The sequence below is a fragment of the Rhodococcus sp. IC4_135 genome (assembly GCF_011602025.1).
Classification (GTDB): Bacteria; Actinomycetota; Actinomycetes; order Mycobacteriales; family Mycobacteriaceae; genus Rhodococcus_F; species Rhodococcus_F baikonurensis.
On the sequence record NZ_JAAOLG010000159.1, the window covers coordinates 1 to 255 of the forward strand.

Sequence of the window (255 nt, forward strand, 5' to 3'; positions counted from 1 at the left end):
GCACGGCCACCGACTGTCGCTCGTACTCCGTTACCGACGTGAATCCCGCCGGTCGTCCGTGCCTGTCGATCGCGAACTTCGAAATCTCCTCGGTGGCTTGGCGTTTACGTTTGAGTGTGACGGAGAAATATCCCATGGTCGTGTCGACGCTGCGGTGATCCATCAATTCGCGTAGGACGTCCACCGGTGTGCCGTTGTCAGCGTGCCGCTGAGCGTAGGAGTGCCGCAATCCGTAAGGAGTGATCATTGATCTGT

At 58.4% G+C, this 255-nt stretch carries 1 protein-coding gene; it reads right to left on the reverse strand.

Going from position 1 to position 255, the window contains the following annotated elements:
* Positions 1 to 247: tyrosine-type recombinase/integrase (locus G8767_RS35440; RefSeq protein ID WP_166814321.1), on the reverse strand; the 247-nt coding region annotated here is incomplete at its 3' end.
* Between the last annotated feature and the right edge of the window lie 8 nt (positions 248 to 255).